The sequence below is a fragment of the Rubrobacter calidifluminis genome, assembly GCF_028617075.1.
Classification (GTDB): domain Bacteria; phylum Actinomycetota; class Rubrobacteria; order Rubrobacterales; family Rubrobacteraceae; genus Rubrobacter_E; species Rubrobacter_E calidifluminis.
Genome location: NZ_JAQKGV010000018.1, coordinates 1 through 12,207 on the forward strand (window position 1 = coordinate 1; position 12,207 = coordinate 12,207).

10 protein-coding genes, 1 pseudogene and 1 riboswitch are annotated in these 12,207 nt (G+C 63.8%); of the genes and pseudogenes, 8 read left to right on the forward strand and 3 right to left on the reverse strand.

Annotated features, from left to right (window positions below; translation table 11 throughout):
* Nucleotides 1-392: pseudogene (locus tag PJB24_RS13335) on the forward strand (alanine dehydrogenase); the annotation flags it as partial.
* Here PJB24_RS13335 and PJB24_RS13340 read toward each other — a convergent pair.
* Nucleotides 362-1,810, reverse strand: a complete 1,449-nt coding sequence (locus PJB24_RS13340) for a PucR family transcriptional regulator (protein WP_273846642.1) — start codon at nucleotides 1,808-1,810, stop codon at nucleotides 362-364. The pseudogene PJB24_RS13335 and the gene PJB24_RS13340 sit on opposite strands and share 31 nt — an antisense overlap.
* A gap of 148 nt (nucleotides 1,811-1,958) precedes the next feature.
* On the opposite strand from PJB24_RS13340, the gene PJB24_RS13345 reads away from it, so the two are divergent.
* From PJB24_RS13345 to speB, 4 genes are all read left to right on the forward strand, one after another.
* Nucleotides 1,959-3,404 carry a purine-cytosine permease family protein gene (locus PJB24_RS13345; RefSeq protein WP_273846645.1) on the forward strand — a complete coding sequence of 482 codons (1,446 nt, stop codon included), beginning with the start codon at nucleotides 1,959-1,961 and terminating at the stop codon, nucleotides 3,402-3,404.
* 100 nt (nucleotides 3,405-3,504) lie between these two features.
* Complete coding sequence (locus PJB24_RS15960; protein WP_420541950.1) at nucleotides 3,505-4,527, forward strand: alcohol dehydrogenase catalytic domain-containing protein; 1,023 nt, start codon at nucleotides 3,505-3,507, stop codon at nucleotides 4,525-4,527.
* A gap of 42 nt (nucleotides 4,528-4,569) precedes the next feature.
* Nucleotides 4,570-5,418 carry a nitrilase-related carbon-nitrogen hydrolase gene (locus PJB24_RS13355; protein WP_273846651.1) on the forward strand — a complete coding sequence of 283 codons (849 nt, stop codon included), beginning with the start codon at nucleotides 4,570-4,572 and terminating at the stop codon, nucleotides 5,416-5,418.
* Nucleotides 5,415-6,365, forward strand: a complete 951-nt coding sequence (gene speB / locus PJB24_RS13360) for an agmatinase (protein ID WP_273846653.1) — start codon at nucleotides 5,415-5,417, stop codon at nucleotides 6,363-6,365. The genes PJB24_RS13355 and speB overlap by 4 nt, the downstream gene beginning before the upstream one ends.
* Nucleotides 6,366-6,386: 21 nt before the next feature.
* On the opposite strand, the gene PJB24_RS13365 is transcribed toward speB, so the two are convergent.
* Both PJB24_RS13365 and PJB24_RS13370 read right to left on the reverse strand, forming a co-directional pair.
* Nucleotides 6,387-7,457 (reverse strand): AI-2E family transporter, encoded by a 1,071-nt coding sequence (locus PJB24_RS13365; protein ID WP_273846656.1) that lies wholly within the window; start codon nucleotides 7,455-7,457, stop codon nucleotides 6,387-6,389.
* Nucleotides 7,458-7,610: 153 nt separating this feature from the next.
* The gene (locus PJB24_RS13370) at nucleotides 7,611-8,948 is read right to left on the reverse strand and encodes an NAD(P)/FAD-dependent oxidoreductase (RefSeq protein ID WP_273846657.1); all 1,338 of its coding nucleotides are present in this window, start codon (nucleotides 8,946-8,948) and stop codon (nucleotides 7,611-7,613) included.
* Between the two features lie 104 nt (nucleotides 8,949-9,052).
* A riboswitch (TPP riboswitch) is annotated at nucleotides 9,053-9,173 on the forward strand.
* Nucleotides 9,174-9,222: 49 nt separating this feature from the next.
* On the opposite strand from PJB24_RS13370, the gene cytX reads away from it, so the two are divergent.
* The 3 genes from cytX (at nucleotide 9,223) to PJB24_RS13385 (ending at nucleotide 12,169) form a co-directional block, all read left to right on the forward strand.
* Nucleotides 9,223-10,509 (forward strand): putative hydroxymethylpyrimidine transporter CytX, encoded by a 1,287-nt coding sequence (cytX, locus tag PJB24_RS13375; protein ID WP_273846660.1) that lies wholly within the window; start codon nucleotides 9,223-9,225, stop codon nucleotides 10,507-10,509.
* Nucleotides 10,510-10,658: 149 nt separating this feature from the next.
* Nucleotides 10,659-11,147, forward strand: a complete 489-nt coding sequence (locus PJB24_RS13380) for a type II secretion system protein (protein ID WP_273846662.1) — start codon at nucleotides 10,659-10,661, stop codon at nucleotides 11,145-11,147.
* Between the two features lie 140 nt (nucleotides 11,148-11,287).
* A complete protein-coding gene (locus PJB24_RS13385; protein WP_273846665.1) occupies nucleotides 11,288-12,169 on the forward strand; it encodes a serine protease in 882 nt (293 codons plus the stop codon).
* Nucleotides 12,170-12,207: the final 38 nt, after the last annotated feature.

Sequence of the window (12,207 nt, forward strand, 5' to 3'; positions counted from 1 at the left end):
GAGCGAAAGCCCCAAAGCTCATAGACAGGAAGACCATAAGCCAGATGAGGAGAGGCTCTGTGGTGGTAGACGTAGCCATAGACCAGGGAGGGTGCTTTGAGAGCAGCCGCCCCACCACCCACACCCATCCCACCTACGAAGAAGAAGGCGTAATCCACTACTGCGTCTCCAACATCCCGGGAGCTGTAGCGAGGACCTCCACGCTGGCACTCACGAGCGCCACGCTGCCCTATGTGGTTGAGATAGCCAAAAGTGGGAGCATAGAGAGAGCGGCAAAAGAAGACGAAGCCTTGAGGAGAGGGCTTGCCACCACAGCAGGTCATCTCACCTCAGAGCCTGTAGCGCAGGCGCACTCCCTTGCCTACACCCCTCCGGAGGAGGTGCTCCTCTGAGGGCGGGAGCGCAGGGCCAGGTAGAAGTCCACGCGGCTCTCCATCGTGGAGAGGTCTCTTCCGGTCAGTTCCTCGCAGCGGGAGAGACGGTGGCGCAGGGTGTTGACGTGGATGTGGAGGTTGCGGGCCGTCTCCTCCCACCGGCCTCCGGAGAGGATGAAGGCTTCGAGCGTCTCGAGCAGCCGGGTGTTCCGCCTGGCGTCGTACTCCACGATGGGGCCGAGGAGTGCGTTGCGGAATGCGGCGAGTACGTCCTGGTCCTGCAGGGCGAGCAGCAGGGCCTGTGACTCGACCCGGTCGTGCACGACATATCCCTTCCCGGGCTCCCTGCGGGCGAGCTCCGCGGCCTGGCGCGCCTGGATCAGACTGCGCCTGAGCTCGTCCACCCCTCCGGCAGGACTTCCCACCCCGACGGCGCGTCCGGAACCGAGTGCCTGTACCGCCGCGTCTCCGAGCCTCTCCAGGTCGGGTCTCCCTCCCGCGGGCTGGAAGATGGCAGTTACGTCTCCCTGCCAGACGGCGACGACCGCCTCTCCCCCCAGGGCGGTTAGCACCCGCTGTACCCGGCCGGCGTCGTCCTCCGGAGTGCCGCTCCTGACCACGAGGCCCACGAGCGTACCTTCCGGGTCGAGCCCGTAGGCCCTGAGCCGCCCGGCGGCGAACCGGGTGCGGCCTGTGAGCACCCCCTCGACCAATTCGGCGGCGAGCCTCCTCTCGGCCTGCCGGAGCTCCTGCTCGTGGGCCAGGACGAATTCCAGGAGGGGTATGGCCTGATCGATCGCGGCTCGCTGCCGGGGGCCGAGCTCTCGCGGCGGAATGCCAACGAGGAGCCTTGCTACCAGGTGCTCCCCGTGAACCACTGGGAACCTTGTTCCATCCTCTGGCATGCCATTTCCGGTCTTCTCGCCGCGTCTCTCCAGCCGAACCCATACGCCGAGCTCCTCCCCGAGTGTTTTCAACACGCCGCGTACACCACCGGGAAGAGATGAGATGGATCTTATGAGCCGCTCGTTGTACGCCAGGCTTCGCCTGAGCTCTTCCTCCCGCCTGCGTTGCAGATACTCGAAGAACCGTCGTTCGATCGCAATGAAAGGCGTATTCGTCGGTACCGAGATGAGCGGCAGATCCACTCTTCGACACGCCGCCACCACCTCCTCCGGCACCCGTTCGTCCTCTGCCAGAAGCCCCCACCCGAGAGCCGCCACTCCGCTGTGTCGCAACGCCCCGACGAACCGCTCTACCTCCCCTCCGCGTTCCCTCCATACACCGGCGCTCAGGATGAACTCCCCGCCTTCTAAGTAGGGCGCAGGGTCGATCAGCTCGGTCACGTGCACCCACCTCACTGTTCGCCTGAGATCACCACCCACCACGACCTCCAGTGAAAGCGAGCTGTCATCGACGAAATCTCGCAGCGTCATGTCCCCTTTCATGGCCGTGATTGTAGGTTCATACGACGTTTCGCGGAAGGTTATGTAGATAAGTACATTTTGTTTCTATTTGTTGCCCATTAAACTGCCGGGACGGGATGTCTTCAGGAGTGTGGAGGAAATGAGCCGAGAAGGAGAAATGCAGAAGAGGAGAGGGCTTGGCCAGTCCATAGAGCGCCGCTCCATTGATTACGTGCCCCACGATGAGCGACACGGCAAGGTATGGCATCAGGGGCCGTTCTGGTTTCTGGGCAATTTCCAGTTCTTCACGATCACCATAGGCTTCATAGGACCGAGTCTCGGTCTATCAATGTGGTGGACTGTACTTGCCGGGACGCTCGGAATACTCTTCGGTACACTTTTTATGGCATTTCACGCCATCCAGGGAGCACAGCTTGGGTTGCCACAGATGGTACAGAGCCGTGCCCAGTTCGGGTACCGCGGGGTGATCCTGCCACTTTTCGCGACTTTCTTCACCTACGTCGCTTTCAACGTGGTGGATAGCGTTTTGATCTCCAGTGGTCTTGGGGGGCTCTTCGGTTGGGATAGGGCCGTTGTGATGCTGGTGATCTCGGCCGTAGCAGCGCTGATCGCGATCTACGGGCACGACTGGGTTCATCTGGTTTTCAGGACGCTTTTCTGGATATCTCTGCCTTTGTATGCCATTCTAACCCTGGCTGTTTTTCTCGGTGATGCCGGAGGCACCGGCCCGGGTTCGGGAGACTTCAACATCGTGGCCTTTATGGCTCAGTTTACGGCGAGTGCTTCTTACAACATAACTTATGCGCCTTACGTATCCGATTACTCCCGGTACCTGCCACACGATACGAAGCCACGTGCGATTATCACATCGGTGTTTTTAGGAGCTTCCGGTTCTGCGGTCTGGCTCATCGCGCTCGGGGCTTGGCTGGCGACCCGGTTACACGCGACAGACGCACTGGTCTCTTTGCACAATGCGGGAGAGAACGTCTTCGGTGGTCTGGGTACACTGCTGGCCTTCGCGTCCGTCGCAGTCCTGGTTGCGACCATGGGTATGAACGCCTACGGTGGCATGCTCACGACGGTTACAGCCGTCGATGCCTTCCGAAGCGTTACCCCAACCCGCAGGATACGCATAGTGACGATCCTGGTGCTCGCCATCATCTGGACCGTGGTCTCGATCGGTATCTCCGCCAGCGCCATAGATACGCTCTCCTCCACGCTGATAATAATGCTCTACCTTCTGGCTCCCTGGACCGCTGTCAACCTCGTGGACTACTTCTTCGTCCGGCATGGACATTACGCCATCACGGAGCTTTTTACCGCCAGGGGGCTCTACGGAACGTGGGGAATGCGCGGTATATGCGCTTTTCTGATCGGTTTTGCAACGAGCGTACCTTTCTTTGTCGTACCTGGAATATGGACCGGACCTTTGGGCGATGCGCTTCACGGGGTGGATATTGCCTGGCTGGTAGGCCTTACGGTATCCGGTTGCAGCTATTACCTGCTCTCTCGCTCGCTTGATGTAGAGGCGGAAGACCGGGAGGTGAAGAGAAGCCACCGCGAGTTGGAGGACCGTGACGTTCCGCCCATGGCTCAGGTTTAGAATGGGCACTGAGTATACCGGGGTCAGGGCCAGGGTGTTCGTGGAGGCCGGGGGAGCGCTCACCGACGAGGAGCTTCTCCTCAGTCCCCCGGGTGAGGGGATGGTCAGGGTGCGTGTGCGGGCCAGCGGGGTATGCCACTCTGATCTACACGTCGTCGAGGGTGAGTGGAGCGTGCCTTCTCCGCTTGTTCTCGGACATGAAGGCGCGGGGGTGGTCGAAACCATCGGTCCAGGCGTCTCCGGGCTGGAACCAGGGGATCATGTGATTCTCTCCTGGTTCTCTCCCTGCCGGCGTTGCCGGCAGTGCGCCAGGGGCAGGGTTTGGCTGTGTACCGGTACCAGTGCGCTCGAGCACCTGCTGCCCGGTGGCAGGACGGTCTTCTATCGAGACGATGGTTCGCCTGTACGCTCGTTCCTCGGGCTGGGCACCTTCGCGGAGGCCGTGGTGGTACCTGAATCGGCTGCTGTACCCGTACCGTCGGATGTTCCCTTCCCGATCGCTGCACTTATCGGTTGCTCGGTTACGACAGGGGTCGGTGCAGTCGTCAACACGGCTGGCGTCCGTCCCGGAGATGGAGCTGTGGTCATTGGTTGTGGTGGAGTCGGACAGGCGATCTTGATGGGTTTGAACCTGGTCGGTGCCGAACCTGTCGTCGCGGTGGATCTCTCCGATGAGAGACTCGCGCTCGCGAAGGAGATGGGGGCGACCCACCTGCTACGTGGGGATGACCCTGATCTGGTCGAGAAGATCAAGGACGTGAGCGGGGGTGGTGCAGATTACGCCTTCGAGGCCATAGGGCTTCCCGAGACCATCGAACTTCTCCCGTCTCTTCTGGGGCGCGGAGGGCAGGCGATAGTGGTAGGGATGACGCCGGAAGGGGCGATGGTCGGGTTCGATCCGTTCGATCTCGCGGACGGAGGTAAACGCATCGTCGGCTGCAACTATGGAAGCTGCGTCCCCTCCGTGGACTTTCCGAAGATGGCCCGTCTGTACGCATCGGGCAGGCTTCCGCTCGACAGGCTCATCGGGCGTACCATATCTCTGGATGAGCTTGATGGAGCCCTCTACGATCTTAAGCACGCCTCGGGATTGCGCTCGGTGGTGGTTTTCGATGCCGGTTGAACTTACACGTCCGCGTCCTGTCCTTCCCGGGGGGAGCAGGACTTGAGCGTCCGGGTGGCATGCTGCCAGGTGGCGCTCGCGGTCGGGGAGGCCGGGCGCAACCGCGAGGAGGTCCTGGAGGCGGCAGAGCGCGCCGCCCGCGAGGGAGCGGGGATCGTCGTCTTACCGGAGCTCTCCAACTCCGGCTACGTCTTCCACGATCTCGGCGAGGCGGTACGCCTCGGCGAGCCGCTCGACGGACCCACGGTGGGCGGGTGGATGGACCTCAGCCGCAGGAGCGGGGCCGTCGTTGTGGGCGGGCTGTGTGAGGATCGTGGCGGGCGTATCTCCAACACCGCCGTCCTTGTCGATCCTTCGGGGGAGGTGACCGTCTACCGCAAGGCGCACCTGTGGGGTGAGGAGACGCTCTTCTTCGAACCCGGCGACGAGGAGCCACCGGTGGTCGAGACGGACTTCGGCAGGGTTGGGGTCGTGATCTGCTACGATCTGGAGTTCCCCGAGTGGGTCCGGCTCGCGGCCCTCGCCGGCTGCGACATCCTGTGCGCCCCCACGAACTGGCCGCTCTACCCGCGGCCTGCAGGGGAGCGTCCAATGGAGGTCGTAGGGGTGCAGGCGAACGCCGCGACAAACCGCATCTTCATCGCCGCCTGCGACCGGACGGGCCCCGAGCGGGGCGTGCGGTGGGTCGAGGGCTCGGTGATAGCCGACCCGGACGGCTGGCCGCTCGCCGGACCGCGGGAGGGAGAGGGTATCATCAGCGCCAGCTGCGACCTCGAAGCGGCGCGCGACAAGCGCATCGGGGAGCGCAACGACGTGTTCGCCGACCGCCGCCCGGAGCTCTACGCAGGCATCCTGGAGAGAACCCGAGCAGGGAGGAGGGAGAACAGGTGACCCGTTACGAGCCGGCGGACTCCTTCGAGACGCCGCGTTTTTCGGACGTGAGGACCTTCATGCGCCTGCCCAACACGAGGGACCTCGAGAACGCCGACGCCGCGATAGTCGGGGCGCCCTTCGACACCGGGGCGACCTTCCGGGTCGGGGCCCGCTTCGGCCCGGAAGGCATACGCTCGGTCTCGCACCTGCTGCGGAGGTACAACTCTTCGCACGGGATAGACCTCTTCGATCACCTCTCGGTCATAGACTACGGCGACGTCGCGGTTGTCCCGGGCTACATAGAGGAGAGCTACCGCCTCATCGAGGAGGGACTCGCACCGATCCACCGGGCGGGCGTGATCCCCGTCGTGCTCGGGGGAGATCACTCCATAGCCCTGCCCGAGCTGCGGGCCGCGGCTGCGGTGCACGGACCGCTCGCCCTGGTGCAGTTCGACTCCCACCCGGACACCTGGGACTCCTACTTCGGGATGAAGCACACCCACGGTACCCCCTTCAAGCGTGCCGTCGAGGAGGGGCTGCTGCGTCCGGAGAGGTCGGTTCAGGTCGGGATGCGCGGCTCGCTCTACGACGCCTCCGACTGGGAGGCATCCAGGGAACTCGGCTTCGAGCTCATCACGACCGATGAGGTGCGCGAGATCGGCATCCCCGGGACCATAGAGCGCATCCGGGAGCGGGTCGGGGATGCGAAGGTCTACGTCTCTTTTGATGTGGACTTCGCCGACCCCGCCTACGCCCCCGGGACCGGGACGCCCGAGGTCGGGGGATTCACCAGCCGCGAGGTACAGGAGCTCGTGCGGGGGCTCGCCGGGTTGGATCCCGCGGGCTTCGACGTCGTCGAGGTCTACCCCGCCTACGATCCGGCCCAGATCACGGCGCTCCTCGCCGCCAACGTCGCCCACGAGTTCCTTGCCCTCGCCGCGATCGCTAAAAAATCCTCGAGGTGAGCAGATCTCTGCCCCGAGGGCTCAGTCCGGGTTGCCCTTGCCCGCGTGTGCCGGCTCGGTCTCGGAGTCGCCGGGTTCCCCTTTACAGGGCGCCTTCCTCTCCGGCATGAGCTCGTCTGCGAGCGTCACGATGAACGCCGCAGCCGGTATCGCGAGCAGTACCCCGGCCAGCCCCAGAAGTTTGCCGAAGACCAGAAACGAGACGATGACCGCCACCGGGTGCAGCCGCACTTCCCTTCCGACGATGAGCGGCTGTACCACGTGGCTGTCGAACTGGTTCAGCGCGAAGAACAGCAGGACCACGAGGATCATCTTCAGGGGGGAGATGGTCAGCGCCAGCAGCGCCGGGAGCAGGCCTCCCAGGATGGGGCCGAAATACGGGATGATCTCGAGCAGACCCGCCAGGATGCCAAGGGTGAGCGAGAGCGGTATCCCGAGCGCCCACAGCCCCACCCCTGCCCCCGTGCCGATGATTACGATCGCGAGTATCAGGCCTATCAGCCAGCCGCGAAGTCTGCCTTCGAGGTTCGAGACTATCTCGTAGAACTCGTGCCGCCTGCCATCCGGAACGAAGCGGGCTATCCCCCGAATGAGCGAGGACGGGTCGTGCGCCATGTACAGTGAGAGGACCACGACCGCTATTGTGTCGATGAGCATGTGTGTCGCTGTGCCGAGCAGAGCCGGAACGGAGCCCAGAAGCCCCATCAGGTAGCTCTGCAGGTGACTGAGGTCGCTGGAGAGGTTGGGGAAGAAGTCCAGCCGCGCGTGGAGCTGGCGTGAGAGGCCGTCCAGGGAGCTTATGTAGGAGGGCATCATCCTGGCCAGCGTTACCACCTCTCGCGCGACGTGCGGGAGCATAACCAGCCAGATGAAGACCCCCGTCGCGGCGAGCAGCCCAAGCAGGATCAGGACCGCCTCCCACGAGCGGATGCCGAACCGGCCCAGGAGCAGTACGAGAGAGCGCAGTATGAGCGCGAGGATCGCGGAGATCGCGAGCAGTTCGAGCACCGGGATGAGCTCGTAGAGGACTACCAGCGCCCCCGCGACCAGCACCGGTACCGCCAGCGGGGCGCCGCGCCTGAGCCAGCTCACCCCGTTCTCCCTTTTTGGATTTCCGGTCTCGCTCTCCGGTGGAGCCTGGCCCATTCGCCTCCGTTTCCGTCCTCGTCCGGTACAGCCGCCGTTCTCATCTCTCCCGGCGAGGTTACTAATTGTATTCCTGCCCGGTGTTTCCCTGCGGGCTTTTCAGTCGACGAAGAGCTTCGAGATGTTCGGCCTGGTGAACAGGTCCACCGTCCAGTCGAAGAGCACCTGCGCCCGGTTGAGGTTGTAGCCGAGCTCGTAAAGGTAGACTCCCTTCCAGATGAGCGCCCCGAGCAGCCCGCTCACCCGGACCCCGAGTATGTCCGTGAGGGCGCTACTCTCCCCTAGGTCGACGAGCTGCCCGAGGTGCCGGTAGCGGAACGGGGTCAGCTCTCCTCCCTTGAGCTCCGCGGCGAGGTTCAGCGCGGCCGTTCTGCCTTCTTGTTCGGCGGACTGGGCGAGCGCCGGGACGGGTGGGCCGTCGTAGTCGATCGTTACGCAGTCGCCGACCGCGTAGACGCCGGGGCGGTTCTTTACCCTCAGGTACTCATCGACGATTATCCTCCCGCGCCCATCTTTTTCGATGTCCAGTCCCTCCACGAGCGGCGGCGGCTGTATACCGGCGGCCCAGACCGTGGTGCGCGTCGGGAGCGTCCTCCCGTCGGAGAGCCTAACGTACTCCGGGGATACTTCATCGACCTTGGTGTTGTTTATGACCTCGACCCTCTGGGCGGCGAGGCGGCGCGAGGCTGCGTTGGCGAGCGAAGGGTCTATGCCCTTGAGGATCCTCTCGCCCGCGTTGACGAGTACAAGGCGCACCCGGTCGAAGTCCACGCTCGGATAGTCGTCCTTTAAGACGTCGAAGATGAGGTCGTGGGCGTCGGATATGCCTTCGACGCCGGTCGGACCTCCGCCCACGAAGACGAAGGTGAGGTGCTCCTCGGGGACCTTACCGCGCAGCCGCTCGGCTTCCTCGAAGCGGTCTATGATCCTGCCGCGCACCTCGAGCGCTTCCCTCAGGCCCTTGAGGTCTATGGCATGCTCCTTGGCCCCCTTGGTCCCGAAGAACGCCGTCTGGCTCCCCGGCGCCAGGATGAGGTGGTCGTAGTCGCACTCTCCGAACTCCGTCCTGATCTTCTTGCGCTCGAAGTCCACCCCCACGACCTCGCCCTGGAAGAACTCGCCCCCACGGGGTATGACCAGCCGCCTTAACGGGTAGGCCATGTGCCGGACCTCGACGTTGCCGGAGATGGCCGAAGGGACCATCGGCCAGAAGGTCGTGTAGTTCACCCGGTCGAGCAACAGTACACCGATCTCGTCGCTTCCGGTGAAGCTGTCTACCAGCTGTCGGAAGGCGGAGATTCCGCCGAATCCCCCGCCTACGATGACTACCCTACGCCGTGCCTCCTGATAGGGAACGCCGAGTCTCTTCCGGCCGCGATCACGCGCGTACAGGGCCGTCCCTCCGACCAGCGCCGCCGCCAGGAGCTTGTTCCTCACCGCTCTCACCTCCGTCTTCGCTTGCAACCGCTCGTTTCCAGAGAAGAGTCTACCCGTATGGTGGTGGTGCTGCTTCTGGAAGGTGTCCGCGCCCTGCTGTACACTACCAGAACGAGGGGAGCTTCCGCCGGAGGAAGCTGAGAGGGCGCCGTTCTCTTACGGTGGCGCCGACCCTTTGAACCTGATTCGGGTAATGCCGACGGAGGGACGAAAAGATGAACGGTTTCTCGCCACGCTCTTGCATCTTCCTTGATCCTGACTTGGAGTTTCTGCCGTGAGCGCCTCGTTCGACCCCCGTCCCGTGCCGCCCGGTGAGCGTACGCTCGGAGCCTGGGACTACACGGTCCTGTGGGGCAGCTACGGGGCCGGGCTCCTCGTCATGGTCGCCGGCACCCTGCTCGTGCCGGCTTTAGGGTTCGGAGCCGCGCTCGCGGCCATCGTGGCCGGGACGGTCATCGGGAACCTTATCCTGCTGGTCCCCACCGTGATGGGGGCGGACCACGGTCTCCCGACGATGGCCTCCCTGCGCCCGACGCTCGGCTCCGCCGGCTCCTACCTGCCATCCGTGGTCAACGTCGTGCAGCTCGTCGGCTGGACGGCCTTCGAGCTGATCATAATGACCCGGGCGGCCGGTGCCATCACCCACCGTCTGCTCGGTACCTCGCTGCACTGGTTCTGGCTGGTGTTCTTCACGCTCGTCTGCGTGGCTTTCGCTCTTGGCGGGCCGCTGGTGGTGGTGAGGGTGTGGCTGGAGAAGGTGGGTATATGGCTGCTTCTGCTGACCACCGTATACCTGACCTACTACCTGCTCTCGCACTACGGCCTCTCACGCGCGCTCTCTCAGCCGGGGAAGGGAGGCCTCACCTTCCCGCAGGCGGTAGACCTCGTCGTGGCCATGCCGCTCTCGTGGCTCCCGCTCGCCGCCGACTACAGCCGCTTCGCCCGCAGTGCCCGTCGTGCCGCACTCGGCACCTACGCCGGGTTCTTCGTCACCAACGTCTGGTTCTACGCCCTCGGTGCGCTCGCCGTGCTCGCGCTCGGTACGAGCGGCATCGTGCAGGCGATACTCGCCCTCCCGATCGGGGTCGCAGCCCTGATCCTGGTGCTCGTGGACGAGACGGACAATGCCTTCGCCGACCTCTACTCCTGCGCGGTCTCGGCGGGCAACATCTTCTCCCGCGTACCGCAGCGGGCTTTCGTCGTCCTCTTCGGTGTCGTGTCCTTCGTCGCCGCGGCCGTGCTTCCCATGGGGCGCTACGAGTCTTTCCTGTTCATGCTCGGCGCGTTCTTCGCCCCGCTCTTCGGCGTCGTTGCGGTCGACTACTTCCTGCTGCGCCGCCGCGGAATCGACGCGGAGGCCGTCTACGAGAAGAGCGGATCAGCCTTCGACTGGATGGCCGTGTTCTCGTGGGCTGTGGGCGTAGCCGCCTATCAGTTCATCACCCGCCAGTTCCCCGGGCTGGGAGCTTCGATCCCCTCGTTCGTCCTCGCAGGGGTGCTCTACCTCGCTCTGTGTGCGGGTGTCAGGTTGCTGCACGGCGGCGGAGAGAGCCGGTCCTAGCCAGGATTTCGGATCCGGAAAAATTTTTGAGGAATTTTCTCGAAACTCCTAAAGCCACCCTCACTGCCGGCCGATAAACCGGTTGCAGCTAGACCTGGACCGATCGAGCGGGAAGACCAGGCGGAAAGATGCATGAAAGGAGATGGTTGATGCTGCTCTGGATAGGGAAAAAGCTCGAGCAAATGAGGGAGGCCCGGCGTGACGAACGCGGCTTCACCCTCATAGAGCTCCTCATCGTCGTGGTCATCATCGGTATTCTCGCCGCGATAGCGATCCCAACGTTTCTCAATCAGCGCAACAAGGCTTATGATGCGCAGGCCCAGTCCAGCGTACGAAACGCGCTTACAGCAGCGAAATCAGTCTGGGCTGGCAATAACCAGGACTATACCAACGTTACGATTGCGAAACTCAATGCGGCAGAGCCTTCTCTGACCTTCGCGAATCAGCCGGTGGCCAACACACCAAATACGATAGGTTACAATGCAGATTCTGCTTCCCAGGCGACGCTTGGAGCCTGCAGCAAGTCGGGTACGTGTTTCTGGATCAGGACGAACGAAAATACAGGAACTACTTACGGCACCAGCACTGCGCCCAATACTGTGGCTGCCAACTGGCAGTCTGGCGGCTTCCCGGGTTAGTGGATCGTTGACTTGAACCACCCAAGAATGTAGTGTTCGAAAGGGCGCCAGGGAAAAGGCGCCCTTTCTCGTGAATCGTGAGCCGGAGAGGTGAAGGCAGGTTGGCCGGGGTAGGGAGGAAATTTAAAAACAGAGTGACTGTGCTGGTTGCGTTACTGACGGCCCTGCTGGCCGCAGTGGCAGTCATAGCCGTGGTGCATGGGACGGCCCGTGCGGAGGGTGAGAGTGTGACCCTGCACCGCATCGCGCTCCAGCGTGGTCCTGCCTTCGACCCGGCGCTCGTCCACGCCGGTGGCAGCGGTTCCCAGATCGTGGGCGGCAACCCCGTCCCGAACGGGAAATACCCGTTCATGGCGATCTTGCAGGTCGGGGTCAGGGGAGGGGGGGAGGCCCGCTGCGGCGGCACCCTGATCTCCCCCAACAGCGTGCTCACCGCCGCCCACTGCGTGGTGGACGCCCGCAGCGTGACGCTCGCCGTCGGGAGGACGGTCATCACGAGCCATCAGGGGGTCATCCGGCGTGCGGTGGCCGCCTACGTGCACCCGCGCTACGACGGCGCGCGGGACAACCGCTACGACGCCGCCGTCCTCAGGCTCGACCGTCCGGTGAGGGGGATAAAGCCGGTTGGGCTCTCCACCGCCGCGCAGAACTACCTGGAGCGTCCGGGGCGGCTTCTCACGGTCGCGGGCTGGGGCACGACGTCAGAGAATGGTTCCTCCTCCGACCGGATGCGCGCGACCATCGTTCCTGTGGTCTCCGACGCCATCGCGAAGAGGGACTACGCTCACGAGGGTCCTCAGGCGCGCTTCTTCCCGACGCTCATGGTCGCCGCCGGGAGCAGGGGCAGAGACGCCTGTCAGGGAGATAGCGGGGGGCCGCTCTTCGAACCCGGCAGAGAGCCGGTCGAGGTCGGGATCGTCAGCTACGGCATCGGGTGTGCGCAGGCCCATCATCCCGGCGTCTACACCGAGGTCAACAGCCCCGGTATAAGATCTTTCATCGTGCGGGCTGCGGCGAGGTAGGGGCGGGACGTCTCCATCCTGCGTTCTGTAGAATAATT

What these genes read in the sequence shown, in the direction of transcription:
- PJB24_RS13340 (WP_273846642.1), bottom strand. Translation starts at nt 1,810, where the DNA reads ATGACGCTGCGAGATTTCGTCGATGACAGCTCGCTTTCACTGGAGGTC.
- PJB24_RS13345 (WP_273846645.1), top strand. Translation starts at nt 1,959, where the DNA reads ATGCAGAAGAGGAGAGGGCTTGGCCAGTCCATAGAGCGCCGCTCCATT.
- PJB24_RS15960 (WP_420541950.1), top strand. Translation starts at nt 3,505, where the DNA reads ATGGTCAGGGTGCGTGTGCGGGCCAGCGGGGTATGCCACTCTGATCTA.
- PJB24_RS13380 (WP_273846662.1), top strand. Translation starts at nt 10,659, where the DNA reads ATGCTGCTCTGGATAGGGAAAAAGCTCGAGCAAATGAGGGAGGCCCGG.